Origin of the sequence: Leuconostoc inhae (assembly GCF_019656015.1) — a bacterium.
Lineage (GTDB): Bacteria > Bacillota > Bacilli > Lactobacillales > Lactobacillaceae > Leuconostoc > Leuconostoc inhae_A.
On record NZ_BPKW01000010.1, the window covers coordinates 1 to 22,914 of the forward strand.

Sequence of the window (22,914 nt, forward strand, 5' to 3'; positions counted from 1 at the left end):
GGTTCGAGTCCTGGATGGCCCATAAGGAGAAGTAAGTGACGTGTTGTCACTTACTTCTTTTTTCGCTTGCTTTTTATAGTTCTTTTAGATACAATAAACTTATTAACTTACCATAAGTAGGCTATCTCAGAAAGTTGTTGGGTAATGCAAAACAACAAGCTGAAATTCCAGTAAGTCACGATAGTGGGTAATGCTGCTCGGTTGTTCGCCGTTATCAGATAATGAGTGTTATGTATTGATTTACATAAAATCTGGGTGGTACCACGGAAGCGCGTTTTTCGTCCCTTTTCCTTTTTGGATGGGATGAGAAACGCGCTTTTTATTTTGATTATTTAAACATACAAGTAGAGGAGAAAACTATGTTAGATATGAAGTATTTGCGAAAAAATGTGACAGAGGTGACACAAAAATTACAAGATCGAGGTGTTTCATCAGAAAAATTGACAGAATTATTGAATTTGGACCAAGAACGACGTGATATAATTCAAAAAGTTGAAAATCTCAAAGCAGATAGAAATACTGCATCAGACAAAATTGCATATGCTAAACGCAATCAAGAGGATGCAAGTCAAGCTATTATGGCGATGCAAAGAGTTAGTCAAGAAATCAAAAAATTAGATGCACAGCAATTAGAATTAAATGATCAAGTGCAAAATTTAGCAGCACATTTACCTAATTTGGCAGCGGTAGATGTACCTGTTGGCGTAGATGAATCAGCTAATATCGAGCAACGCACTTGGGAGCCAACTGACTATCAAAAAAGGCCGCATGCTTTACTCGAAACGCCTAAGTGGCTAGAAGCCCATTATGATGTTGGTGAGAAATTAGGTATTTTAGACTTCGAACGTGGGGCAAAAGTATCTGGCGCACGGTTCTTATACTATGTTGGTGATGGTGCAAGATTAGAGCGAGCAGTTTATAATTTTATGCTGGATGAACATCGTAAAGAGGGCTATACCGAAATGATTACACCTATTGTAGTTAATGATACTGCCATGTTTGGTACAGGACAATATCCAAAATTTCAAGACGATGCTTATCGTGTGGCTGGTTTGGCACAAACATATATTCCAACAGCGGAAGTGCCATTAACAAATTATTATTCAGGTGAAACTTTACCTGCTGACGAGTTACCTATAAAATTTACGGCATTGTCACCCTCATTTCGTAAGGAAGCTGGTGCTGCTGGTAAAGATACACGTGGCTTGATTCGTTTGCACCAATTTAATAAAGTTGAAATGGTTAAATTCACTAAACCAGAGCAATCTTATGCTGAATTGGAAAGTATGACAGCAAATGCCGAAAGTATTTTGCAAAAATTAGAATTACCTTATCATGTTATTATGCTCTCGACGGGGGACATGGGTTTTTCTGCGGCTAAAACTTACGATATAGAAGTGTGGATGCCACAACAAAGTTTATATCGTGAAATTTCTTCTGTATCAAATACAGAGGCTTTTCAAGCGCGAAGAATGCATATTACCTATCGTGATGAAGAAAATAAATTACAACTTGTGCACACCTTAAATGGCTCTGGTTTAGCTGTTGGTCGCACTGTTGCAGCGATTCTAGAAAATTATCAAAATGAAGATGGTTCGGTAACGATTCCTGAAATTTTACGTCCATACATGGGTGGTCAAGAAAAATTAATTGCTACCCCTCATCATTAATAATGAAAGCCTGTATTTGTCAGGCTTTTTTTGATATAATTGAAAGTAGACTATTGTGCGAAAACACACACAAATTTAGATTTCAGAGGAGAAACACACGATAAATTAATGTTGTGTGCTAAAAACAATGGCAAACCCAATACGTAAATTAGTTGATAATTCAAAAAAACAATTAAAAAAATTAAATCATATTGCTGACCAAGTAGAAAATTATGCTGACCAAATGGCAGCAATGTCCGATGGTGAATTGCAAGCAAAGACGCCACAATTTAAGCAAATTATTGCGGATGCGTTGGTCGATGTTAAAGGTCAAGACAAGCAAAATAAAGTATTAGCGAAAACTTTAGACGAGTTGTTGCCAGAAGCCTTTGCTGTTGCTCGCGAAGGTGCAAAAAGAGTTCTTGGTTTGTACCCATTTCATGTACAAATCATGGGGTCGGCTGCCTTGCATGATGGCAACTTAGCTGAAATGCGTACGGGTGAAGGAAAAACCTTAACAGCTACGATGACTGTTTATTTAAACGCTTTGTCAGGCCGCGGTGTGCATGTTGTCACTGTCAACGACTATTTATCAGCACGTGATGCCGAACAGATGGGCCAATTGTATAATTGGCTTGGTTTGTCGGTAGGCGTTAACGTAGGGGATTCACCTGCGGATGAAAAACGTGCAGCATATGATGCTGATATTACTTATTCAACTAATTTTAATATTGGTTTTGATTATTTACGTGATAACATGGTACGTCGAGCAGATGAACGTGTTATGCAACGAGGTTTGAACTTTGCTTTGATTGATGAGGCCGATTCAATTTTAATTGATACGGCACGTACACCATTGATTATTTCAGGACCTGGGTCAGGTGTTTCTCAGCTTTATGCGAGGGCTGATCGTTTTGTAAAGACACTTCAACTTGAAGAAGATTATAAAATCGATGAAGAAGCTAAAACAACGATGCTAACAAACGAAGGCATTCATAAAGGTGAAATTTTCTTTAATTTAGATAATTTATATGATGCAGGTGATACAGCGTTAACGCACCATATTGATCAGGCATTACGAGCTAATTTAAATTACATTAATGATAAAGATTATGTTGTTCAAAATGGTGAAGTCAAATTAATTGACCAATCAACGGGTCGAATTTCAGAAGGAACACGTTTATCAGACGGTTTACACCAGGCAATTGAAGCCAAAGAAGGTGTGGATATTCAAGAAGAAAACAAGTCTATGGCGCAAATTACTTATCAAAATTTGTTCCGCATGTATAAAAAGCTTTCAGGCATGACAGGAACGGCTAAAACAGAAGAAGAAGAGCTACGTGAAATTTACAATATGGAAGTAGTTACTATTCCGACAAATCGTCCGATTAAGCGTGTGGACTATGCGGACTTGTTATATCCATCAATTCGTGCAAAATATAATGCTGTTGTGAAAATGATACAGGAACTGCATACTAAAGGACAACCGATTTTAATTGGTACAGGGTCTGTGGAGTCGTCGGAATTATTATCTAAAATTTTGATGGCGCAAAATGTACCACACAATGTTTTGAATGCTAAAAATAATGCTAAAGAAGCTGAAATTATTGCAAATGCGGGACAGTCCGGAGCTGTTACTGTTGCAACAAATATGGCTGGTAGAGGAACAGATATTAAACTTGGCCCCGGCGTTGCTGATTTAGGTGGCTTGGTAGTTATTGCGACTGAGCGACATGAGTCACGTCGGATTGATAATCAACTGCGCGGTCGTGCAGGACGTCAAGGTGATGCAGGCTTTTCACAGTTTTTCTTATCTCTTGAAGATGATTTAATGATTCGTTTTGGGGCCGACCGTATTCGTGTACTTTGGGAACGCATGAATCTTGATGAAGAAGAAACAGTAATCAAAAACCGTTTGATTACGCGTTCGGTAGAGTCAGCTCAAAAGCGTGTTGAGGGTAATAATTACGATACACGTAAAAATGTTTTACAATATGATGATGTTGTACGTGAACAGCGCGAACTTATTTATCATCAACGTGATGTTGTTATTGATGAAAAAAAATCTCTGGAATGGGTTTTGATGCCTATGGTTGAGCGGACAATTAATCGTGTTGTGGATGCGCAGACAAAAGGCAAAAACATGGCAGAGTGGCATTTGGATCAAATTATTACTTTTGCAAATAATGCATTAACCTCTGAAGGTAATGTGACGGTTGAACAATTACAAGACTTGTCACGCGACGAGATTAAATTGAAGTTATTGAACTTAACTAAACTAAACTATAAAGCTAAACAAGGACAGTTATACGATCCAGATCAAATGTTAGAGTTTGAAAAAGTTGTTGTTTTACGTGCAGTTGATCAACATTGGACGGATCATATTGATTCATTAGATCGGTTGAGACAAGGTGTTGGATTGCGTGGTTATGGCCAGTTAAACCCTCTGATAGAATATCAAAATGAAGCATTTACAAACTTTAATAAAATGATTGTTGATGTTGAGTATGATGCAACTCGTACGTTTATGAAGGCTGAAATCCGTCAAAATTTGAAAGCGTAAGTAATATTTGGTGTCAGTAATTGGCAAAATGCCTAGAACTGCTGTTAGTAAATTTAATATTAGATAATAGCAACTGGCGTAAACGTTTGTGTTTTTTGAAGGGATACAGTAATTATGGAAATTATCGACGCTAAACATGCTGAGGCAGATATTCAAGAAAATATCGCACGTTTTCGCGGAACATTAGATTTAGAGGCATTGACAGAAGAAATTGCTGATTTTGAAAATCGCATGACAGAATCCGGATTTTGGGATGATAACGTTAAAGCACAAAAAATAATTGAAGAAAATAATGTCTTAAAAAATCGTCGTGATTCTTTTTTGAACTTAACAAATCAAGCTGAAGAAATTGATTTGTTAATTGAAATGCTTTCTGAAGATGTGACTGATTCTGAAATGATGTCAGAGCTTGAGGAAAGTGTTGCCAAAGCTCAGAAGGATATTGAGGCATACAATTTAGAACAATTGTTAACTGAGCCATATGACGCTAATAACGCTATTTTGGAAGTTCATCCGGGATCAGGTGGGACAGAATCAACTGATTGGGGTGCCAATTTGTATCGTATGTACACGCGTTGGGCACAACAACATGACTTCCAAGTTGATGTATTAGATTATCATGCTGGTGATGAAGCAGGCATTGATAGTGCGACGATTAAAATCACGGGACATAACGCCTTTGGATTTTTACGTAGCGAAAAAGGTGTTCATCGTTTTGTACGTATTTCACCGTTTGATTCGGCTGGGCGACGTCACACGAGTTTTGTAAGTGTTGATGTTATGCCAGAATTGGATGATACGATTGATATCGAAGTACGTGATGACGATGTTAAAATGGACGTTTTCCGTTCTGGTGGTGCCGGTGGACAAAACGTTAACAAGGTGTCAACCGGTGTGCGCTTGACACATGAACCAACAGGCATTGTCGTGTCCTCGACAGTGGAACGTACGCAGTATGGTAACCGAGATTATGCTATGCGTCTGTTAAAGGGAAAGTTATATCAACTTGAGTTGGAAAAACAAGAAGCAGAGCGAGCTGCTTTGACAGGGGATAAATTAGATAATGGCTGGGGATCTCAAATACGCTCATATGTCTTGCATCCGTATCAAATGGTTAAAGACCATCGAACGGACTATGAAACTAACCAACCACAACAAGTGCTGGATGGTGATTTAGATCCCTTCATAAATGCCTATTTACAATGGCAATTAAGTTTGAAGAACCCAAGTTAACGTGAAGAAAGGTCGAAACAATTAGTTTCGGCTTTTTGAATTTTCAAACAAATTAGTTCCTAATACGCTTGTAATGCGCTATAATATAAGTCAACATTAGACATTAACTGCCTAAAAAACGGAGGGCAAAATATGGATACCAATTATACACCAAGTGCACAAAACGTATTAGTTTTAGCACAAGAACAATCTAAATATTTTAAACATCAAGCAGTAGGAACAGAACATTTATTGCTTGCGTTAGCTATTGAAAAAGAAGGTATCGCTAGTAAAATACTGGGACAATTTAATGTATCAGACGATGATATTCGTGAAGAAATCGAACATTTTACAGGATATGGCATGACCTCAAGATATGACAAAAATAGTTATTTGCCATACTCACCAAAAGCGTCTGATATTCTACGTCAGTCAGGTGAGGAATCACGTGCGTTAGGACAACCAAAAGTTGGAACAGAACATATCTTGTTAGCACTTCTTCAAGATGAAAGTATTTTATCATCACGTATTTTACTGGCTTTGGATGCTAATTTACAAGAAATGAGACGTGCCATTTTACGTAAACTAGGGGTCACTGATGTACGTAAGCAGATGAAACAAAGGGATAAACAGCAACCCCAAGGAACACCAACATTAGACGGATTAGCGCGTGATTTGACACAAATGGCTAAGGAGGAAAAGTTAGATCCAATTATTGGCCGCTCAAAAGAAGTTCGTCGGGTTGTACAAATCTTATCGCGACGTACGAAAAATAATCCAGTTCTCATTGGTGAACCAGGTGTTGGTAAAACAGCTATTGCTGAGGGATTAGCACAACAAATTGTTAATAATGACGTACCGGTTACTTTGAAAAATAAACGATTAATGGCTTTAGATATGGGGTCACTAGTCGCAGGAACAAAGTATCGTGGTGAGTTTGAGGATCGACTAAAAAAAATTATTGACGAAATTTATCAAGATGGGAATGTTATTCTATTTATTGACGAGTTACATACACTTATTGGTGCCGGTGGTGCAGAGGGTGCCATTGATGCTTCTAACATTTTGAAACCGGCTTTGGCACGTGGCGAATTGCAAACATTAGGTGCGACAACTTTTGATGAATATCAAAAATATGTTGAATCTGATGCTGCATTGGAACGACGTTTTGCACCAGTAACGGTGAATGAACCGACACAAGCAGATGCAATCGAAATATTGACAGGTATTCGCCCAAAGTTTGAGGCACATCATCAAGTACAAATCGATGATGCTGCTATTGAAGCAGCCGTTAAATTATCTTCTCGATATATTACAGATCGCTTTTTACCAGATAAGGCAATTGATCTGATGGATGAAGCAGGCGCAAAAGTACGTATTGATGCTGTGGACAAACCAACACCAATGAGTCGAAACAAAGCACGTTTATCAGCAGTAACAAGTGCTAAAGATATGGCGATTGCAGCGTTAGATTTCGACGAAGCTGCAAAGCAACGTGCAGAAGAAATGAAATTAAAAACAAAAATCGATAAAATGGCCGCAAAACAAGCGATTGATGAAAATAATGACAGGCCACACTATAGCCTACATGTAACAGCAGAAGATATTGGTGAAGTGATTTCACAACAAACAGGTATCCCATTAACACAACTTGAAAAAAATGAACAACAACGTTTGGTCAATCTAGAAACTGTTTTGGGTAAGCGTGTTATTGGGCAAAAAACTGCTATTTCAGCGGTTGCACGTGCAATTCGTCGTGCACGATCTGGATTAAAGGATCCCAGTCGCCCAATTGGGGCATTCATGTTCTTAGGACCAACGGGTGTTGGAAAGACAGAGCTAGCTAAGGCGTTAGCTGAAGCCATGTTTGGTAGTGAAGATAACATGATTCGAATTGATATGTCAGAGTATCAAGAAAGATGGTCTTCCTCACGTTTAGTTGGTTCGGCACCAGGATACGTTGGCTACGATGAAGGTGGTCAACTAACAGAGCAAGTGAGAAATCACCCCTACTCTGTTGTCTTGCTAGATGAGGCAGAGAAGGCACATCAAGATATATTTAATCTGATGCTACAGGTGTTTGATGATGGTTATCTGACGGACTCGAAGGGTCGTAAAATTGATTTTAGAAATACAATCATCATTATGACGTCTAACCTTGGTGCTACACGCGTGCGCGATGAAAAATCAATGGGATTTGGAGCAATCGATTTAAAAAATAACAATGAGGCTGTTGCTGCAAAAATTCGTGAAACTTTAAAAGAAACTTTCCGCCCAGAATTTATCAATCGTTTGGACGAAGCTGTTGTATTTGATTCATTAACAAAAGATGAGTTACATCAAATTGTTAAATTGATGAGTCAATCCGTTCTGCAACGTGTGGCAGAACAAGGCATTTCTGTTAAAATAACACCCGCAGCAATTGATGTTGTCGCTAGCGCTGGATTCGATCCTGAGTATGGGGCACGTCCAATAAGGCGTGCTTTACAGACCAAGGTTGAAGATGCATTGAGCGAAGAATTACTACGTGGTAACATCACAACTGAAAGTGCTGTAACAATTGGTGCAAAAAATGGTGTGATTAAAATTAATATTAAACCACTTGAAAAGTTACCAACCAATGCTTAAAAATGCTGAAATTGCTTTTATGGTGCAATAGATATGGCTATTTTTTCAATTAAAATAATACTTAACCAGCCGAAATAAAGAAATGGTACAAACGGCAGACGGTGAACATGGTGTTTGACAAGATAAAGCAACGCAGACACAGAAGCTAAAAGCAATGCTAATGAGAAACTTTGTGTTGTAGTCGTTAATGTTAGTATTAGGAGTACCGGAATATCACCGCTGCCCATAGCTTTTCGATGATACACTAGAAATAAGCTGATAATCATGACAGCGCAAGCTGTCAGTAGTTTGGAATCATGCCAAAAGTGAATAATTAAGTAGACAATATAAGGGATTAAAATATTGGCATGAATGCGCTCAGTGTGCCAATCTTCTAAGGCGAGGAAGAATAGTAAGTAAGCTGTTATCCAAGCTATCATGTCTGAAAATAAATAGCTGCCTACAATCACACCTACTAATTCTAGGTATGCATAATGCATACCGTAAGTGTGGTGACAATAGCGGCAACGCGCGCGTGTTAGTAACGCTGATAAGATAGGTATTAAGTCGTACCAGTGCAAAACATGACCACAATGCATGCAAAATGATCGCTTGATAAAAATATGAATACGATTATTGAGCCGATCAGCAAGGCACATAATAGTTGAAACGAGAATGGCATTTAAAATAATAATGAGTAATTTTTCCATGCTAAATGATACGTGATATACTGAAGAAATGCACAAAAAATGTTAATTTAGATACAAAATAAATAAAGTGAATTGTTAGCTATTGACAATTATGCTCAATCTGGTATTATATTGAGCGTGCTTTTAAGTAATCTGTTCTGTGATATCATCACAACGTGCTGAATAGCGCTGTAAAGGCAATTGTCAGCAGATTTCCAGTGGGCATTTTTGTTTAAGTACAATTATGATACACCTGGAACTGTGCTATTAATAAAAATCTTAAGGAGATCGTAGAATGCCTACAATTAATCAATTAGTTCGCAAGCCTCGTAAGTCACAAGTGACTAAGTCAAAGTCACCGGCTTTGAACTTTGGCTACAATTCAATGAAAAAGAAAGCAACAAATAATGTTGCACCACAAAAGCGTGGTGTTGCTACGCGTGTTGGTACAATGACACCTAAGAAGCCTAACTCAGCTTTGCGTAAGTATGCTCGTGTTCGTCTTTCAAATTTGTATGAAGTTACTGCTTATATTCCAGGTATTGGACATAATTTACAAGAACACTCGGTTGTTTTGATCCGTGGTGGACGTGTTAAGGATTTGCCTGGTGTACGTTATCACGTTATTCGTGGTGCATTGGATACTGCGGGCGTTGATGGTCGTATGACTTCACGTTCAAAATATGGCACAAAGGCGCCAAAGAAGTAAGAAGGAGACTGACTAATGCCACGCAAAGGTTATACTAAGCGTCAGGAAGTTTTGCCTGACCCAATTTACAATTCAAAACTCGTTTCACGTTTGATCAACAAGTTGATGCTTGATGGTAAACGTGGTACTGCTTCAACTATTTTGTACGATGCTTTTGATCGTATTAAGGAAGCTACTGGTAACGAACCATTGGAAGTTTTTGAACAAGCCATGGAAAATATCATGCCAGTATTAGAAGTTAAGGCTCGCCGTGTTGGTGGATCTAACTATCAGGTGCCTATTGAAGTTCGTCCAGACCGTCGTTCAACATTGGGACTACGTTGGTTAGTAAACTATTCACGTTTACGTAATGAACATACTATGGATGAGCGTTTGGCTAAAGAAATTATGGATGCAGCTAATGACACTGGTGCATCTGTTAAAAAGCGTGAAGATACGCATAAAATGGCTGAAGCTAACCGCGCATTTGCTCACTATCGTTGGTAAAACGTACAACGCAATTTAATGTTGCGTTGTGTATCATTAACACTATTTATGATTATTGAGAATTTAATTGTTCTCAAATACAATAAATAGCGTAAAATGAGAGTAGACGGTAATATGCTATCAGTGTTTACCGTCAAAAAGCGAACACAATTCTGTGTCGCTTTTTGTTGCATACAGAACAAAAAAACCAGGAGATAACTCACAATGGCAAAACGTGAATACCCACTAGAACGTACACGTAACATTGGTATCATGGCCCACATTGATGCGGGTAAGACAACAACTACGGAACGTATCTTGTACTACACAGGTAAAATTCACAAAATTGGTGAAACACATGATGGTGCTTCACAAATGGATTTCATGGAACAAGAAAAGGAACGTGGAATCACGATTCAATCAGCTGCTACAACAGCTGTTTGGCATGGTTTCTTTGACCAATTCGAAAAGACACCCTACCGTGTTAACATCATTGATACACCAGGTCACGTGGACTTCACAATTGAAGTTGAACGTGCGCTCCGTGTTTTGGATGGTGCCGTAGCGGTTTTGGATGGTGCTGCTGGTGTTGAACCTCAAACAGAAACTGTTTGGCGTCAAGCAACAACATATGATGTACCACGTATTGTATTCGTCAATAAGATGGATAAAATGGGCGCTGATTTCCAAATGTCTGTGGATTCAATTCACGAACGTTTGCAAGTTAACGCTGAAGCTATCCAATGGCCAATTGGTGCTGAAGATGACTTTGAAGCCGTGATTGATTTAATTACACAAGAAGCTTATTATCCAGTTGATGAACTGGGTGAAAAGTGGGAACCACGTGATATTCCAGCTGAATTGAAAGATTTGGCGGAAGAAAAGCGTAATACATTGATTGAAGCTGTTGCTGATGTTGATGATGATTTGATGGAAAAGTATCTTGAAGGCGAAGATATTTCAGTTGAAGAATTAAAAGCGGCTATTCGTCGTGCTACTTTGGCATTGCAATTCTATCCTGTGCTTGCAGGCTCAGCCTATAAAGATAAGGGTGTCCAAATGATGTTGGATGCCGTTGTTGATTATTTACCAGGACCTTTGGATGTTAAGGCATATATTGCTAATGATCCTAAAACAGGTGAAGAAATTGACTTGATTGCTGATGATAGTAAGTCATTTGCTGCCTTAGCATTTAAAATTATGACGGATCCTTTCGTTGGCCGTCTAACATTTATGCGTGTTTATACAGGAACATTGCAGTCTGGCTCATATGTACAAAATACGTCATCAGATACACGTGAACGTGTTGGTCGTTTGTTACAAATGCATGCAACATCACGTACTGAAATTGAAGAAGTGTTCTCTGGTGATATCGCTGCAGCGATTGGCTTGAAAAACACGACAACTGGTGATTCATTGACATCTGTTGATCATCAATTGATTCTTGAATCAATGGAGTTCCCAGAACCAGTTATTGAATTAGCGATTGAACCAAAAACAAAAGCTGATCAAGACAAGTTGTCTAATGCTATTCAAAAGTTAGCAGAAGAAGATCCATCATTCCGTGCAACAACAAATCCTGAAACTGGCGATACTTTAATTGCTGGTATGGGTGAGTTGCAGTTGGATATCATGGTTGATCGTATGCGCCGTGAATTCAACGTTGAAGCAACTGTTGGTGCACCTCAAGTTGCCTACCGTGAAGCATTCACAAAAACAGTGCAAGCGCGTGGTTACTTCAAGCGCCAATCTGGTGGTAAGGGTCAATATGGTGATGTTTATATTGAATTCTCACCAAACGAAGAAGGCGCAGGCTTTGAGTTCGATGACGCCATTGTTGGTGGTGTTGTGCCTCGTGAGTATATTCCTTCAGTTGAAGCTGGGTTGAAGGACTCATTGAATGCGGGTCCTTTGGCTGGATTCCCATTGGTTGATTTGAAGGCGAAGTTGTATGATGGTTCATACCACGATGTCGATTCTTCTGAAGCAGCCTTTAAAATTGCGGCTTCATTGGCTTTGAGAGAAGCTGCTAAGACTGCTGGTGCCGTTATTTTGGAACCAATTATGGCGGTTGACATTGTTGCACCTGAAGACAATCTTGGCGATGTTATGGGACATGTCTCTGCACGTCGTGGTATGATTGAAGGTCAAGAATCACGTGGACCTGTTTTGGCTGTTAAGGCCAAGGTGCCTTTGTCAGAAATGTTTGGATATGCTACAACTTTGCGTTCAGCTACACAAGGTCGTGGTACATTCCAAATGGTATTTGATCACTATGAAGCTGTTCCTAAGAATATTCAAGAAGAAATTATTAAAAACAGTGGTAAAGAAGATTAATTTTTAAATAATGTCGAACTATCATTGTTTCAATATGATAGTCGATTATTCGGTAAAAACGGTATCACTCTTTAGAGTGATACCGTTTTATTTTAAAGAATATAGAGAACAGTATGAATAAAGAACATAGTAAATTTTTGATTTTTGGTATTATTGTAGTTGGGATGGTTTTACGTTTGCCCTTTACATCAATTCCACCAATTCTTGGTAGTATTGCTAAATCTCAGCATGTGTCGGTAGGTCAATTAGGTATGTTAACAACTATTCCGTTGATAGCATTTGCTTTATTTTCGTCTCTTGCCCCAAAAACTGCTCAAAAATTTGGATTAGAACGTGCCTTTGCATTGATGCTGGGATTGATGATTATTGGTTCAATTATTAGAGTGATTAATACACCATTTTTGTATTTTGGGACGTTGTTGATTGGCATTGGTATTGCACATTTGAATGTTTTATTACCGAGTGTCATTCGAACCTATTTCCCGATGAAAATTGGGCCAATGACATCATTATTTACATTCAGCATGATGCTAGCAACAGCCCTGGGCGCTAGCATGGCGGCACCAATTACTGCGATTACCAATTGGCATATGTTTATCATTATGCTGAGTATAACTTTGCTTATCGCGTTAATGATTTGGTTGCCCAATGAAAGATTTGCAGCAAAACATCAGCAAAACAAAGTATCAGAAAATCATGTTATTAGAACGCACGAAAAAATAAATGTTTGGAAAAATAAATATGCGTGGCTGTTGTTATTTTTTTGTGGCATGCAATCAGCGATGTTTTATGTTTTGATGGCATGGGGGCCTACTATTGCTGTACAGACAGGATTGTCACCAGCTGTTGCGGGTATTTTTTCTGGTTTGAATTCTTTAATTGGGTTACCATTTGCTTTGATAATACCAACAGTTATTACACGGTTAACACGCAAACGACGGCAAATTTTAATGAGCATTATCTCTTTGAGTGGTGTGCTTGGTTATTTGTTATTATTGCATCCCTTAGGCACTTTCAGTTATTGGTTAATCGTAAATTTATTAATTGGCATGAGTACAGCTGGGTTATTTCCGTACTTATTGACCACGTTTAGTTTGAAAACCAGTACGCCAAGTCAAACGGCACAAATATCTGGTATGGTTCAAAGTGGCGGTTATTTAATTGCAGCATTGGGTCCTGCGTTATTTGGTTATGCGTTTTCCTGGTTTCATAGTTGGACACCACAAATTGTTGTTATTTTGGTGTTATTTGTACTAATGATTATTGCTATGATTATAGTTGAGAAAAAAGATAAAATATTGTAACAAGAAAAGCATGCAACCAGTGAAGTTGTGTGCTTTTCTTGTTACAATAGATTTATTGATTAAAAGTGAGGGTTGGGAATTGACTAATATATCAACACCAATTATTGAGTTTAAAAACGTTGGACTATCGTACGGTGATGACGAGGTTTTAAAAAATATTGATCTTGAGTTAGAGGCAGGGAAATTTTATACATTGCTGGGACCTTCGGGGTCTGGAAAAACAACAATTTTAAATCTTATTTCAGGTCAGTTGCGGGTTACGCACGGCGATATTTTTTTCGAGGGAAATATCATTAACGATGTGCCTGTTGAAAAAAGACATATGAATACTGTTTTTCAAGATTATGGTTTATTTCCAAATATGACTGTTTTTGAAAACGTCGCTTTTGGCCCAAGTATTAAGGGTATGAGCAAAAAAAATATTAAGACTAAAGTAACAGAAATGTTAACGTTAGTTAAATTGAATCAGTATGCTGATAGAGAAATTACGGAATTGTCTGGTGGCCAACGTCAGCGTGTGGCTATTGCGCGTGCACTGGCAAATGATCCTGAAGTTTTACTGTTGGATGAACCATTATCTGCGTTGGATTATAAATTACGCAAAGAAATGCAATATGAATTAAGAGAAATTCAACAACGTCTGGGAATTACGTTTGTATTTGTGACGCATGATCAAGAGGAAGCGTTAGCAATGTCTGATTGGATTTTCGTGATGAATGACGGGGTTATTCAACAAAATGGCTCACCGGAAGATATATACGATGAACCAATTAATCATTTTGTTGCTGATTTTATTGGAGAATCAAATATTTTAGATGGTATTATGAAAACGGATTATCTCGTACACTTTACAGGAAAAGACTTTGAAAATGTTGATGCTGGTATGCGCCCAAATGAGCGTGTCGAGATTGTTTTAAGACCAGAAGATTTAGATTTGACAACAATTGAAAATGGTAAATTAATTGTCACTATTGCTGATCAATCATTTCGCGGTGATTATTATGAAATTACGGCAATTGATGATGATGGTAACGAATGGCAAGTACAAGCAACAAATAAATCACAAATAGATGCACGTGTTGGATTGACTTTTGATCCCGAAGACATTCATATTATGCGTTTTAACGAATCTGAAAATGATTTTGATGCCCGCTTAGAAAGTTATGAGGGGGAGGAAGATGCCGAAAAGTAAGCAACAAAGACAATTATTTTATTTAATGCCATATGGTTTATGGCTAATATTATTCGTTGTAGCACCTTTGGTATTACTACTTTTTCAGTCCTTAACAACACAAGATGGTCATTTCACGTTACACAATTATGCACTTTATTTTTCTAGTGGCACATATCTATTGATGACTTTCAATTCAGTATGGTATGCTTTTTTAATTACTATAATTACTCTACTAATTAGTTACCCTACCGCGTATTTACTGAATCAATTGAAGCAAAAACAGTTTTGGCTACTACTGGTTATTTTACCGACTTGGATTAATTTATTACTGAAAACCTATGCTTTTATAGGCTTACTTTCAAAAACTGGCACTGTTAATAATTTTATGAGTTTATTTGGTATTGTGCCACAACAGCTACTCTTTTCAAATTGGAGTTTTCTATTAGTTGCCTCTTACATTGAAATTCCTTTTATGATATTACCGATTTTCAATTCATTAGCTGAGATTAATCCTAGGTTAGAGCAAGCGAGTCGTGATTTAGGCGCGAATAGGTGGCAAACTTTGCGCCGTGTGATTATGCCTTTGTCAATGCCTGGTATCAAGGCTGGTATTCAAGCGGTCTTTATTCCCAGTCTATCTCTGTTTATGATTACACGATTGATAGGTGGTAACCGGGTAATTACCTTAGGAACTGCAATTGAAGAACATTTTTTAGTCACGCAAAATTGGCATTTAGGATCGACTATTGGGGTTATTTTGATTGTAGCGATGGTGATTACTATGATCTTTACGCGTGATCGTAAGAATTCTAGGAAACGGGGTTAACTCATGAGTCGAAAATTTCAGTGGGGCAATATTTATTTAGGGATTGTTTTTGTATTACTGTACTTACCCATTCTTTTTCTAATTGTATATTCTTTCAATGCTGGGGATGTGATGCAAGGTTGGGCAGGATTTTCATTAAAACACTACAATGAACTATTTTCAGATACACGTATACTAGAAATTGTTGTGAGTACCTTTTTGATTGCGTTATTATCATCGTTGCTTGCTAGTATTATTGGTACAGCCGGAGCATTATATATTTATAATTTAAAGCACACAGTGATCAAAAATGTTTTCCTGTCATTGAATAATATTTTGCTCGTTTCGCCTGATGTTATTATTGGTGCATCATTTTTGATTTTATTTACTGTCATGGGGTTTGCGCTCGGTTTCACATCAGTTTTGTTATCACACATTGCGTTTAGTATTCCGATTGTTGTGCTTATGGTACTGCCTCGTTTACAAGAAATGAATCAGTCATTAGTCGCAGCGGCAAAAGATCTGGGGGCTAACAATTGGCAAATGCTGTCTCGCGTGATTTTACCTGTTATCTCACCAGGCATACTGGCCGGGTTTTTTATGGCATTTACGTATTCGCTTGACGATTTTGCAGTCACTTTTTTTGTAACAGGAAATGGTTTCACAACCTTATCTGTAGAAATATATTCTCGTGCGCGCCAAGGTGTGAGTTTGGAAATTAACGCGTTGTCAACAATGATGTTTGCAGTGTCGTTGTTGCTGGTATTGTTTTACTACGTGATCTCAACGCGTGCTGTAAAGAATAAAAAGCGCAGCACAAGACTTGTCTTGCCTGCATCTGAGGGATTATAGTATGCGGAAAATAATAACTAGTATGATGACTATTATTGTGATTATTCTCATTTTATTTGGCACACAGCATTATTTATCATCAAAGACTGGCACAAATGTCTCGTCTGATAAGGTTTTAAATTTGTATAATTGGGGTGACTATATTGATCCTGCATTACTTAAAAAATTTACGCAAGAAACAGGCTATAGAGTGAGCTACGAAACGTTTGATTCAAATGAGGCAATGTATACAAAAATTAAACAAGGCGGTACATCTTATGATTTAGCGGTGCCTTCTGATTATATGATTCAAAAAATGAAACGTGAAAAACTACTTTTACCACTAGATCATAAAAAGCTCACTGGTATTGGTAATTATGATAGTCGCTTTTTAAATCAATCGTTTGATAAAAATAATCACTATTCGCTGCCGTATTTTTGGGGAACATTAGGAATCATTTATAATGATCAATATGTCAATGCTAAAGATATACAACATTGGGATGATTTATGGTCGCCGCAATTTAAAAATCAAATTATGCTAGTTGATTCGGCACGTGATGGACTTGCCATTGCATTAATCACACAAAATAAGTCGGTTAATGACAAATCACGTGCTGATCTTGCAGCAGCACAGGCAAAACTACGTACCCTGATGCCAAATATTAAAGCCATTGTGGCGGATGAGATTAAAATGTATATGGCTCAAAATGAGGCTTCGATTGCAGTTACTTATTCAGGTGAAGCGTCTGAAGCATTGAGCAACAATAAACATCTGCACTATATTGTCCCTAGTGAGGGTTCTAATCTTTGGTTTGATAATATTGTTATGCCAAAAACTGCTAAACATAAAGCAGCTGCCTATGCATTTCTTAATTTTATTAGTGACCCTAAAAATGCTGCACAAAACGCAGAGTACATTGGCTATGCAACACCTAATAAAAAAGCGCTCGCGTTGCTGCCGAAATCAATTCGTGATGACAAACAATTTTATCCGAATAACCAAACTGTCAGTCATTTGCAAGTATATGATGATTTGGGGCAAACATGGACTGAAAGGTACAATGATGCTTTTTTAGAATTCAAAATGACGCAAAGATGAAAAAATGAATGCGCAAATTTTGAAAGAAGAAAAATAAAAATTAAATAGATAATTTTTTGAAAACAGTTGCATTGCAGTGGGGTTTCTGTTAATATAAATAAGTACGCTTTTGGAACAGTAGTCACATAAACCTACCGAAAGCCTGGTGTATCAATGTTTAGCGATGATGATTAAGGTTGCGACACGCGCGGCCGCGTTGCCATGGGTGCGCAGAACACAAGCAGTGTTGTCGGTTTTTAATCGAAGTTAGCTGATTTACAAAATCAACGAGGAGGCACGAAAGAATGGCACAAAAGAAAATCCGTATCCGTTTAAAGGCATACGAACACCGTATCTTAGACCAATCAGCGGAAAAAATTGTTGAAACGGCTAAGCGCACGGGCGCAGAAATTGCTGGTCCTATTCCGCTACCAACTGAACGTACATTGTATACAATACTACGTTCACCACATAAGCATAAGGATAGTCGCGAACAATTTGAAATGCGTACGCACAAGCGTTTGATTGACATTGTGAACCCTACTGACAAGACAGTTGACGCATTGCGTAAACTTGAATTGCCATCAGGCGTTGCAATTGAAATTAAGTTGTAATTCTCCGGAATAACACTTCGCGTCTCAAATCAATGAGACGAAAATATAGTCAAACAAAAATAATTAAGGAGATTAGTCATGACTAAAGGTATCTTAGGCCGTAAAGTCGGTATGACTCAGGTTTTCACTGAAATTGGTGAATTGATCGCCGTAACTGTTGTTGAAGCTACACCAAACGTTGTTTTGCAAGTTAAAAATGCAGAAACAGATGGATATAGTGCACTACAACTTGGTTACCAAGACAAGCGCACAGTTTTGTCAAATAAACCTGAACAAGGTCACGCTTCTAAAGCGAACACGACCCCTAAGCGCTACATTCGTGAAATCCGCAATGCGGAAGGCGGATTTAACGCAGGGGATGAAATCAAAGTTGATACATTCGAAGCTGGCGAATACGTCGATGTAACCGGTATTACGAAGGGGCATGGCTTCCAAGGTAACATTAAAAAGGATGGTCAATCTCGTGGGCCTATGTCTCACGGATCACGTTTCCACCGTCGTCCTGGTTCAATGGGTGCTGTTATCAACCGTGTTTTCAAGGGTAAGCTTTTACCAGGACGCATGGGTAATCACAAGCGTACAATGCAAAACGTTGCTATTGTTCACGTGGATGTAGAAAACAACCTGTTGTTACTTAAGGGTAACGTTCCTGGTGCCAATAAGTCATTATTAACAGTTAAATCAACTGTTAAAGTTAACGCAAAGCATCCTGAAGTTAAAATGGCTGGTGCATCTGCATCTGCTGTAACTGAAGAAGCTTAATATAAAATATTAGAAAGGAGAACAATCAATCATGACTAAAGTTGCTGTATTAAAGCAAGACGGTAGCCAGACTGCTGAAATCGAATTAGATGATGCAGTCTTTGCCGTTGAACCTAACAACGCCGTTATCACAGATGCTGTGTTGATGCAACGTGCATCAATGCGTCAAGGTACACATGCTGTTAAGAACCGTTCAGCGGTTTCTGGTGGTGGACGTAAGCCTTGGAAGCAAAAGGGTACTGGTCGTGCACGTGCCGGATCAATCCGTGAACCACAATTCCGTGGTGGTGGAATCGTCTTCGGACCTTCACCTCGTTCATATGCATACCGTATCAACCGTAAAGCCTATCAACTGGCTTTGAAGTCAGTTTTGTCACAAAAAGTTGCTGATGGTAAGTTGGTAGTTATTGATGCTTTGTCATTCGAAGCACCAAAAACACAAGACTTCAAAAAGGTTTTAGCTAACCTATCAGTTGACACTAAGACATTAGTAGTTGTTGATGAAGATAACGAAAATGCTATTTTGTCAGCCCGTAACTTGGTTAACGTTCAAGTTATGACAACAAAGGGTATCAACGTACTCGACGTTGTTAATGCAGATAAGCTGGTGGTTGTTCAATCATCAATCGAAGAAATCCAAGGAGGTCTTGCCTAATGGATGCACGCGATATTATCCGTCGCCCTATTATCACTGAAGCTTCTATGGCGCAAACAGAACGCAAACGCTATGTCTTTGAAGTTGATGTTCGCGCAACAAAGCCTCAAATTAAAAAAGCGATTGAAGAAATATTTGACGTTCAAGTTTCAGGCTTGAACACAGCTAACGTCCGCGGTAAGCAAAAGCGTCAAGGCCGTTATGTTGGTTACACACGTAAGTTGAAAAAGGCAACGGTAACGTTGTCAAAAGATTCAGAAGATATTCAAATCTTTAACGAAGGTTAAATCTAAAGTAGGAGGATAAGACATTGGCTATCAAGAAGTATAAGCCAACCTCTAACGGACGTCGTAACATGACGACTTCAGATTTCGCTGAAATCACGAAGTCAACGCCCGAAAAGAGTTTGTTGGCCAAAAAGTCAAAAACTGGAGCTCGTAACAATTCTGGTCGTATGACAGTTCGCCACCATGCTGGTGGACACAAGCAAGCCTACCGTTTGGTAGACTTCAAACGTATCAAAGATGATAAGACAGCTACTGTTAAAGCTATCGAATACGATCCAAATCGTACTGCAAACATCGCTTTGCTGGTCTATGAAGATGGTATTAAATCATATATCTTGGCGCCAAAAGGATTGAAGGTTGGCGATAAAGTTCAATCTGGTCCTGATGCCGACATTAAGCCCGGCAATGCCTTGCCATTAAGTAACATTCCTGAAGGTACTTTAATTCATAACATCGAATTAAAGCCTGGTAAGGGTGGACAGTTAGCACGTTCAGCTGGTACTTCGGCACAAATTTTGGGTAAAGATGGTAAATATATCATTGTTCGTCTAACTTCAGGTGAAGTTCGTTTGGTTTTGGCAACTAACCGTGCAACAATTGGTGAAGTTGGTAATGCAGAACACTCATTAATTAACTGGGGTAAAGCTGGTCGTAACCGTTGGCGTGGAAAGCGTCCACACGTTCGTGGATCAGTAATGAACCCTAACGATCACCCACACGGTGGTGGTGAAGGTAAAGCACCAGTTGGTCGTCCAAGTCCTATGTCACCATGGGGTAAGAAGACTGCTGGTAAGAAGACTCGCGATAAGAAGAAGGCTTCAACGAAGCTTATTGTTCGCAGTCGTAAGAGTAAGTAAGGGAAAGGAGATAACTAATGGCTCGTAGTTTAAAAAAGGGACCATTTGCGGACCCACACTTGCTTAAGAAGATTGAAGCGCAAGCGGATTCTGAGAAGAAGTCAGTGATCAAGACTTGGTCACGTCGTTCAACAATCTTCCCAAGCTTTGTCGGCTTTACAATTGCCGTTTATGATGGACGCAAGCACGTTCCAGTTTTTGTACAAGAAGACATGGTTGGCCACAAGTTGGGCGAATTTGTCCCAACTCGTACATTCAAAGGCCACACAGCTGATGATAAGAAGACTGTTAAAAAATAAAGGAGGAAATTGAAAAATGGCTGAACAAATTACTTCAGCTCGCGCGACAGCTAAGATCGTTCGCGTTGCCCCACGTAAGGCACGCCTAGTTCTTGACACGATTCGTCGTAAGAGCGTTAACGAAGCATATGCAATTTTGAAGTTCCTACCTAACACTTCTACTGAAGATATTTACAAGGTTTTGAACTCAGCAGTTGCTAATGCTGAAAACAACTTCTCATTAGACCGAGAAGATCTTATCGTGAAGGAAGCCTTTGCTAACGAAGGACCAACGCTTAAGCGTTTCCGTCCTCGTGCCAAAGGTTCTGCTTCACCTATCAACAAGCGTACAAGTCACATCACTATTGTGGTTGCTGAGAAGGAGGCAAAGTAATGGGTCAAAAGATTAACCCTACTGGATTCCGTGTCGGCGTTATTCGCGACTGGGATGCAAAGTGGTTTGCTGACAAGGCTGATTATGCTAACCAACTTCACGAAGACTTACGTATTCGTAAGTATATCGAAAAGAACTTAGCTGACGCCGCAGTTGATCGCATCGAAATTGAACGCAGCACAAAATCACGTGTTGACGTTTCTGTCCATACTGCCAAGCCAGGAATGGTTATTGGTAAAGGTGGTTCTGAAGTTGAAAAGCTTCGTACACAGTTGGCTAAGTTGACTGATGTTGATGAAAAGGGACGCTCAAAGCGTGTATTCATCAACATTGTTGAAATCAAAAAGCCTGATTTGTCTGCACACTTAGTTGGGCAACAAATTGCTGGTGACTTAGAACGTCGTGTTGCTTTCCGTCGTGCAATGCGTGGCGCAATCCAACGTGCAACACGTTCAGGTGCTAAGGGTATAAAAGTTATGGTTTCAGGCCGTTTGAATGGTGCAGATATTGCCCGTATTGAACAGTATACTGAAGGCACTGTACCTTTGCATACTTTACGTGCTGATATTGATTACTCATGGGACGAAGCAATGACTGCTTATGGTAACTTGGGTATTAAAACTTGGATTTATCGTGGTGATATTTTACCACAAAAAAAGAACAGTAAGTAAGGAGGGAAGCGAACATGTTAGTACCAAAGCGTGTTAAATTCCGTCGTGTACACCGTGGTCACATGCGTGGCGAAGCAAAAGGTGGAAAGACGGTAACGTTCGGTGATTTTGGCTTACAAGCAACAACATCAAGCTGGATTACAAGTCGTCAAATTGAAGCTGCCCGTATTGCAATAACACGTTATATGAAGCGTGGAGGTAAGGTTTGGATTAAAATCTTCCCCCACAAGTCATATACATCTAAAGGTGTTGGTGTTCGAATGGGTAACGGTAAAGGTGCACCTGAAGGTTGGGTTGAACCAGTTAAACGTGGCAAAGTAATGTTTGAAGTGGCAGGAGTTTCTGAAGCAACTGCACGTGAAGCATTACGTTTGGCACAACACAAGTTGCCTGTACGTACAAAGATTATTGCTCGGGAGGCTGAATAATGGCTAAAGCAAGTGAATTGAAAGAATTGTCACTTGCGGATTTGCAAAAGCGCGAAGCCGAATTCAAGGAAGAATTATTCAACCTACGTTTTCAATTGGCCACTGGTCAACTTGAAAACACGGCGCGTATCGCACAAGTTCGTAAGGACATCGCACGAGTTAAAACAGTTATTCGTGCACAAGAATTGGCAAACGCCAGTAAATAAGACGAAAGGAAGAAGCTGAAAAATGAGTGAAGAACGTAATGCTCGAAAAGTTTACCAAGGCCGTGTCGTTTCAGATAAGATGGACAAGACAATTACTGTCGCTGTTGATACTTATGTAACACATGCAGTTTATGGTAAGCGAGTTAAGTACACGAAGAAGTTTAAAACCCATGATGAAAACAATAGCGCTAAGATGAATGATATTGTTCAAATTATGGAAACACGTCCTTTGTCTGCAACTAAGCACTTCCGTTTGGTTAAGATCGTTGAAGAGGCAGTAATTCTCTAATTCGTTCGGTACTAAATCGTCGTAATTAATTGCTAACTAAGGAGGAA

The 22,914-nt window shown here is 38.9% G+C and carries 24 protein-coding genes; 23 read left to right on the top strand and 1 reads right to left on the bottom strand.

Going from position 1 to position 22,914, the window contains the following annotated elements:
- Positions 1 to 359: 359 nt before the first annotated feature.
- The 4 genes from serS (at position 360) to K5Q14_RS06835 (ending at position 8,052) form a co-directional block, all read left to right on the top strand.
- Positions 360 to 1,670 carry a serine--tRNA ligase gene (gene serS / locus K5Q14_RS06820; protein WP_220735081.1) on the top strand — a complete coding sequence of 437 codons (1,311 nt, stop codon included), beginning with the start codon at positions 360 to 362 and terminating at the stop codon, positions 1,668 to 1,670.
- A gap of 127 nt (positions 1,671 to 1,797) precedes the next feature.
- Positions 1,798 to 4,212, top strand: coding sequence for a preprotein translocase subunit SecA (secA, locus tag K5Q14_RS06825; RefSeq protein WP_220735082.1), 2,415 nt, complete (start codon positions 1,798 to 1,800; stop codon positions 4,210 to 4,212).
- Positions 4,213 to 4,326: 114 nt separating this feature from the next.
- Positions 4,327 to 5,445 carry a peptide chain release factor 2 gene (gene prfB, locus K5Q14_RS06830; protein WP_220735083.1) on the top strand — a complete coding sequence of 373 codons (1,119 nt, stop codon included), beginning with the start codon at positions 4,327 to 4,329 and terminating at the stop codon, positions 5,443 to 5,445.
- A gap of 132 nt (positions 5,446 to 5,577) precedes the next feature.
- Complete coding sequence (locus tag K5Q14_RS06835; RefSeq protein ID WP_220735084.1) at positions 5,578 to 8,052, top strand: ATP-dependent Clp protease ATP-binding subunit; 2,475 nt, start codon at positions 5,578 to 5,580, stop codon at positions 8,050 to 8,052.
- Between the two features lie 17 nt (positions 8,053 to 8,069).
- Here the strand turns inward: K5Q14_RS06835 and K5Q14_RS06840 are convergent, their stop codons facing one another.
- On the bottom strand, positions 8,070 to 8,741 hold the full coding sequence (locus K5Q14_RS06840; RefSeq protein WP_220735085.1) for a prepilin peptidase: 672 nt from the start codon (positions 8,739 to 8,741) through the stop codon (positions 8,070 to 8,072).
- Between the two features lie 274 nt (positions 8,742 to 9,015).
- On the opposite strand from K5Q14_RS06840, the gene rpsL reads away from it, so the two are divergent.
- From rpsL to rpsQ, 19 genes are all read left to right on the top strand, one after another.
- Positions 9,016 to 9,429 carry a 30S ribosomal protein S12 gene (gene rpsL, locus K5Q14_RS06845; protein WP_010383887.1) on the top strand — a complete coding sequence of 138 codons (414 nt, stop codon included), beginning with the start codon at positions 9,016 to 9,018 and terminating at the stop codon, positions 9,427 to 9,429.
- Between the two features lie 15 nt (positions 9,430 to 9,444).
- Complete coding sequence (rpsG, locus tag K5Q14_RS06850; RefSeq protein ID WP_220735086.1) at positions 9,445 to 9,915, top strand: 30S ribosomal protein S7; 471 nt, start codon at positions 9,445 to 9,447, stop codon at positions 9,913 to 9,915.
- A 204-nt stretch (positions 9,916 to 10,119) separates the two neighbouring features.
- Positions 10,120 to 12,231, top strand: a complete 2,112-nt coding sequence (fusA, locus tag K5Q14_RS06855; protein ID WP_220735087.1) for an elongation factor G — start codon at positions 10,120 to 10,122, stop codon at positions 12,229 to 12,231.
- A gap of 113 nt (positions 12,232 to 12,344) precedes the next feature.
- On the top strand, positions 12,345 to 13,535 hold the full coding sequence (locus K5Q14_RS06860) for a CynX/NimT family MFS transporter (protein ID WP_220735088.1): 1,191 nt from the start codon (positions 12,345 to 12,347) through the stop codon (positions 13,533 to 13,535).
- Between the two features lie 79 nt (positions 13,536 to 13,614).
- The gene (locus tag K5Q14_RS09925; protein WP_220735143.1) at positions 13,615 to 14,727 is read left to right on the top strand and encodes an ABC transporter ATP-binding protein; all 1,113 of its coding nucleotides are present in this window, start codon (positions 13,615 to 13,617) and stop codon (positions 14,725 to 14,727) included.
- Complete coding sequence (locus K5Q14_RS06870; protein ID WP_220735089.1) at positions 14,714 to 15,535, top strand: ABC transporter permease; 822 nt, start codon at positions 14,714 to 14,716, stop codon at positions 15,533 to 15,535. Before K5Q14_RS09925 ends, K5Q14_RS06870 begins: the two co-directional genes overlap by 14 nt.
- Positions 15,536 to 15,538: 3 nt before the next feature.
- Complete coding sequence (locus K5Q14_RS06875; RefSeq protein ID WP_220735090.1) at positions 15,539 to 16,366, top strand: ABC transporter permease; 828 nt, start codon at positions 15,539 to 15,541, stop codon at positions 16,364 to 16,366.
- Between the two features lies 1 nt (position 16,367).
- Positions 16,368 to 17,447 carry an ABC transporter substrate-binding protein gene (locus tag K5Q14_RS06880; RefSeq protein WP_220735091.1) on the top strand — a complete coding sequence of 360 codons (1,080 nt, stop codon included), beginning with the start codon at positions 16,368 to 16,370 and terminating at the stop codon, positions 17,445 to 17,447.
- A 284-nt stretch (positions 17,448 to 17,731) separates the two neighbouring features.
- On the top strand, positions 17,732 to 18,040 hold the full coding sequence (gene rpsJ / locus K5Q14_RS06885; RefSeq protein WP_002816040.1) for a 30S ribosomal protein S10: 309 nt from the start codon (positions 17,732 to 17,734) through the stop codon (positions 18,038 to 18,040).
- A gap of 78 nt (positions 18,041 to 18,118) precedes the next feature.
- Positions 18,119 to 18,802 (top strand): 50S ribosomal protein L3, encoded by a 684-nt coding sequence (gene rplC, locus K5Q14_RS06890; RefSeq protein ID WP_220735092.1) that lies wholly within the window; start codon positions 18,119 to 18,121, stop codon positions 18,800 to 18,802.
- A 31-nt stretch (positions 18,803 to 18,833) separates the two neighbouring features.
- Positions 18,834 to 19,457: a 50S ribosomal protein L4 gene (rplD, locus tag K5Q14_RS06895; RefSeq protein WP_220735093.1), complete on the top strand. Its 624-nt coding sequence runs from the start codon at positions 18,834 to 18,836 to the stop codon at positions 19,455 to 19,457.
- Positions 19,457 to 19,744 carry a 50S ribosomal protein L23 gene (rplW, locus tag K5Q14_RS06900; RefSeq protein WP_220735094.1) on the top strand — a complete coding sequence of 96 codons (288 nt, stop codon included), beginning with the start codon at positions 19,457 to 19,459 and terminating at the stop codon, positions 19,742 to 19,744. Before rplD ends, rplW begins: the two co-directional genes overlap by 1 nt.
- A gap of 23 nt (positions 19,745 to 19,767) precedes the next feature.
- On the top strand, positions 19,768 to 20,601 hold the full coding sequence (gene rplB, locus K5Q14_RS06905) for a 50S ribosomal protein L2 (RefSeq protein WP_010391500.1): 834 nt from the start codon (positions 19,768 to 19,770) through the stop codon (positions 20,599 to 20,601).
- Positions 20,602 to 20,618: 17 nt separating this feature from the next.
- Positions 20,619 to 20,900: a 30S ribosomal protein S19 gene (gene rpsS, locus K5Q14_RS06910; RefSeq protein ID WP_010391499.1), complete on the top strand. Its 282-nt coding sequence runs from the start codon at positions 20,619 to 20,621 to the stop codon at positions 20,898 to 20,900.
- A gap of 16 nt (positions 20,901 to 20,916) precedes the next feature.
- Complete coding sequence (gene rplV, locus K5Q14_RS06915) at positions 20,917 to 21,273, top strand: 50S ribosomal protein L22 (protein WP_004899456.1); 357 nt, start codon at positions 20,917 to 20,919, stop codon at positions 21,271 to 21,273.
- Positions 21,273 to 21,944, top strand: a complete 672-nt coding sequence (gene rpsC, locus K5Q14_RS06920) for a 30S ribosomal protein S3 (protein ID WP_010687971.1) — start codon at positions 21,273 to 21,275, stop codon at positions 21,942 to 21,944. The genes rplV and rpsC overlap by 1 nt, the downstream gene beginning before the upstream one ends.
- A gap of 14 nt (positions 21,945 to 21,958) precedes the next feature.
- Positions 21,959 to 22,372: a 50S ribosomal protein L16 gene (gene rplP / locus K5Q14_RS06925; protein WP_220735095.1), complete on the top strand. Its 414-nt coding sequence runs from the start codon at positions 21,959 to 21,961 to the stop codon at positions 22,370 to 22,372.
- Positions 22,372 to 22,578 carry a 50S ribosomal protein L29 gene (gene rpmC, locus K5Q14_RS06930; protein WP_010391493.1) on the top strand — a complete coding sequence of 69 codons (207 nt, stop codon included), beginning with the start codon at positions 22,372 to 22,374 and terminating at the stop codon, positions 22,576 to 22,578. Before rplP ends, rpmC begins: the two co-directional genes overlap by 1 nt.
- 22 nt (positions 22,579 to 22,600) lie before the next feature.
- Positions 22,601 to 22,867: a 30S ribosomal protein S17 gene (gene rpsQ, locus K5Q14_RS06935; RefSeq protein WP_010391492.1), complete on the top strand. Its 267-nt coding sequence runs from the start codon at positions 22,601 to 22,603 to the stop codon at positions 22,865 to 22,867.
- Positions 22,868 to 22,914 lie beyond the last annotated feature (47 nt).

Bases quoted from the DNA above. Each gene is read 5' to 3' on its own strand.
- prfB (WP_220735083.1), top strand. From the start codon at position 4,327: ATGGAAATTATCGACGCTAAACATGCTGAGGCAGATATTCAAGAAAAT.
- rpsS (WP_010391499.1), top strand. From the start codon at position 20,619: ATGGCTCGTAGTTTAAAAAAGGGACCATTTGCGGACCCACACTTGCTT.
- rplC (WP_220735092.1), top strand. From the start codon at position 18,119: ATGACTAAAGGTATCTTAGGCCGTAAAGTCGGTATGACTCAGGTTTTC.
- rpmC (WP_010391493.1), top strand. From the start codon at position 22,372: ATGGCTAAAGCAAGTGAATTGAAAGAATTGTCACTTGCGGATTTGCAA.
- rplV (WP_004899456.1), top strand. From the start codon at position 20,917: ATGGCTGAACAAATTACTTCAGCTCGCGCGACAGCTAAGATCGTTCGC.
- K5Q14_RS06860 (WP_220735088.1), top strand. From the start codon at position 12,345: ATGAATAAAGAACATAGTAAATTTTTGATTTTTGGTATTATTGTAGTT.
- K5Q14_RS06875 (WP_220735090.1), top strand. From the start codon at position 15,539: ATGAGTCGAAAATTTCAGTGGGGCAATATTTATTTAGGGATTGTTTTT.
- rpsL (WP_010383887.1), top strand. From the start codon at position 9,016: ATGCCTACAATTAATCAATTAGTTCGCAAGCCTCGTAAGTCACAAGTG.
- K5Q14_RS06840 (WP_220735085.1), bottom strand. From the start codon at position 8,741: ATGGAAAAATTACTCATTATTATTTTAAATGCCATTCTCGTTTCAACT.
- rpsJ (WP_002816040.1), top strand. From the start codon at position 17,732: ATGGCACAAAAGAAAATCCGTATCCGTTTAAAGGCATACGAACACCGT.
- K5Q14_RS06835 (WP_220735084.1), top strand. From the start codon at position 5,578: ATGGATACCAATTATACACCAAGTGCACAAAACGTATTAGTTTTAGCA.
- rplW (WP_220735094.1), top strand. From the start codon at position 19,457: ATGGATGCACGCGATATTATCCGTCGCCCTATTATCACTGAAGCTTCT.
- fusA (WP_220735087.1), top strand. From the start codon at position 10,120: ATGGCAAAACGTGAATACCCACTAGAACGTACACGTAACATTGGTATC.
- rplP (WP_220735095.1), top strand. From the start codon at position 21,959: ATGTTAGTACCAAAGCGTGTTAAATTCCGTCGTGTACACCGTGGTCAC.
- K5Q14_RS06880 (WP_220735091.1), top strand. From the start codon at position 16,368: ATGCGGAAAATAATAACTAGTATGATGACTATTATTGTGATTATTCTC.
- rpsQ (WP_010391492.1), top strand. From the start codon at position 22,601: ATGAGTGAAGAACGTAATGCTCGAAAAGTTTACCAAGGCCGTGTCGTT.
- rplD (WP_220735093.1), top strand. From the start codon at position 18,834: ATGACTAAAGTTGCTGTATTAAAGCAAGACGGTAGCCAGACTGCTGAA.
- rpsG (WP_220735086.1), top strand. From the start codon at position 9,445: ATGCCACGCAAAGGTTATACTAAGCGTCAGGAAGTTTTGCCTGACCCA.
- serS (WP_220735081.1), top strand. From the start codon at position 360: ATGTTAGATATGAAGTATTTGCGAAAAAATGTGACAGAGGTGACACAA.
- K5Q14_RS06870 (WP_220735089.1), top strand. From the start codon at position 14,714: ATGCCGAAAAGTAAGCAACAAAGACAATTATTTTATTTAATGCCATAT.
- rpsC (WP_010687971.1), top strand. From the start codon at position 21,273: ATGGGTCAAAAGATTAACCCTACTGGATTCCGTGTCGGCGTTATTCGC.
- secA (WP_220735082.1), top strand. From the start codon at position 1,798: ATGGCAAACCCAATACGTAAATTAGTTGATAATTCAAAAAAACAATTA.